This window comes from Bartonella sp. MR110HLJHH (assembly GCF_042194225.1).
GTDB classification, from domain to species: domain Bacteria; phylum Pseudomonadota; class Alphaproteobacteria; order Rhizobiales; family Rhizobiaceae; genus Bartonella; species Bartonella grahamii.
In genome coordinates this window covers 1-1,801 of sequence record NZ_JBHIMQ010000052.1, presented here as the reverse complement: position 1 = coordinate 1,801, position 1,801 = coordinate 1, and the positions used below count along the sequence as shown (strand labels likewise).

The window sequence follows — 1,801 nt, the reverse complement described above, 5'->3', positions numbered from 1 at the left end:
CTTGTGCACAAAGAGATCTCAATCCGGCAGAAGAGATTTATAGAATAGCGCAAAATCTTGGCTATCAGAACCAAGCATTACAAGCGAATAATCAAGTTGCAGAACTTCAAAGCCGTCAGAATTCTGCGAGAACCTTAACGGCATCTGGAGGAGGGGGCGTGACGGGTCCTATGACCAAAGAGACACTTGCGAATATGTCTGAGAAAGAATTCAATGCTTGGATATCAAATCCGAAGAATGAAGCCCGTTTTTATGAAATTATGGGTGCAGATCCTGATTAGGCAATAAGTTTTACAACATAATCCGCCTTGATGCGGGTTTTCCACCGGCTTTAAGCCGGTTTTTTTACAGCAAAGAAAGGTGAAATCAATGGCAACAACACATATACCTATTAATGATGCACAAGCAGTGCAAGCTTGGTCAAAGAGATTAAATTATGAAGCGTCCAAAGCGCTTGATATTGAACCGTTAATGGGAGAAGACTCCAATAGTATCATTCAAGTCAAGAATGAACTTAGGAAAGAAGGCGGAGATTGTGTTACGTTTAGCTTACGAGCACAGATTATGGGGCGTGGTGTAAGCGAGGGTGAAACGCTTAAAGGCAATGAAGAAGCGCTCCAATTTCTCCACGATAAATTATATATCAATGAACTTAATAACGCTGTTTCAACAAAAAATAAAGGTACGATTGATCAACAACGTATTTTGTTTAGTTTACGCGACGAAGCACATAAGGCATTGGTTGATTGGTTTGCAGACCGTTTGAGTTTGATGTTTTTTCTTCAAGTTTGTGGATATACAGCGCCTACAATAAAGTTTGAAGGACGTAAAGTTGAACTTGATGAATTGTATTATGGTTTTAATGCACCATTGACACCAAGCAGTAAGCGCATTGTGCGACCAGATGGTAAAACTAAGGATGAAGATGTTAAAGAGTTAGCCAAACATAGCTTTAGTTTGAAGCTCATAGATGAGGCTGTTAAAGTTGCAAAGTTGGCTAACCCCAAAATCAGACCAGTACGGGTTGGTGGTTCCAATGTCTACGTGATGTATCTTCATCCCATACAAGTTATGCAATTGCGTACCAATACAGATACTGGTCAGTGGCTTGATATACAAAAGGCAGTTTATTCAGGTTCGCGCGCGAAGAACCCGATTTTTGGTGGCTCTTTAGGCATGTATAATGGTGTGATTTTACGAGAATCCGAACATGTAACCCATGGTGTTAAATCCGATGGTAGTGTTGAAGAAAATGTCCGCCGTGCTGTATTACTGGGTGCACAAAGTGTGATGCTTGCCTTTGGAGCAGAAAATCAAGACACGCGCTATAAGTTGGTTGAAGAGCTTGATGATTATCAACGAGTATATGGTGTTGCAGCTAAGACAATCATAGGCATGAAGAAAACACGTTTCCAAATGCCTGGAAGAGGACAAAATGCGCAAGATTTCGGAACCGTTGTTGTTTCAACTTGCACAGGCGAAAAGCCTTCTTAATTTTCAAAGAAAGGAAATAAAACATGGCAGAAGGATTACCACAGCCCCTACAAGGGAGAAATTTGGTTACGCAACAAGTGAGTTTTTTTCGCTTGAATATCTCGCATAAAGATAAGCATTTGACGCGCAAAATCGGAACTTTACCGCGTGGTGCAATGATCCTTTCGATTAAAGCTTTTGTCAAGACCGCGTTTTCTGAGGCAAAATTAAAGATAGGCAGCACCTATGGTGGTAATGAGTTTAGTGAAAAGGACATCAAAGCCCAAGGTACGCAAGATTTTACATCAACCAACCAAAAAGAGTTTGT

Annotated in this window: 2 protein-coding genes and 1 pseudogene; all 3 read left to right on the top strand. The window is 40.8% G+C overall.

Annotated features, from left to right (window positions below; genetic code table 11):
• Window positions 1–281, top strand: a pseudogene (locus ACFIKB_RS09195) (hypothetical protein); the annotation flags it as partial.
• Window positions 282–369: 88 nt separating this feature from the next.
• The gene (locus tag ACFIKB_RS09190) at window positions 370–1,494 is read left to right on the top strand and encodes a N4-gp56 family major capsid protein (RefSeq protein WP_375653448.1); all 1,125 of its coding nucleotides are present in this window, start codon (window positions 370–372) and stop codon (window positions 1,492–1,494) included.
• A 23-nt stretch (window positions 1,495–1,517) separates the two neighbouring features.
• Window positions 1,518–1,801: hypothetical protein (locus ACFIKB_RS09185; RefSeq protein ID WP_375653446.1), on the top strand; the 284-nt coding region annotated here is incomplete at its 3' end.

Excerpts from the sequence above, each read along its gene's own strand:
- ACFIKB_RS09190 (WP_375653448.1), top strand. The coding sequence starts at position 370 with ATGGCAACAACACATATACCTATTAATGATGCACAAGCAGTGCAAGCT.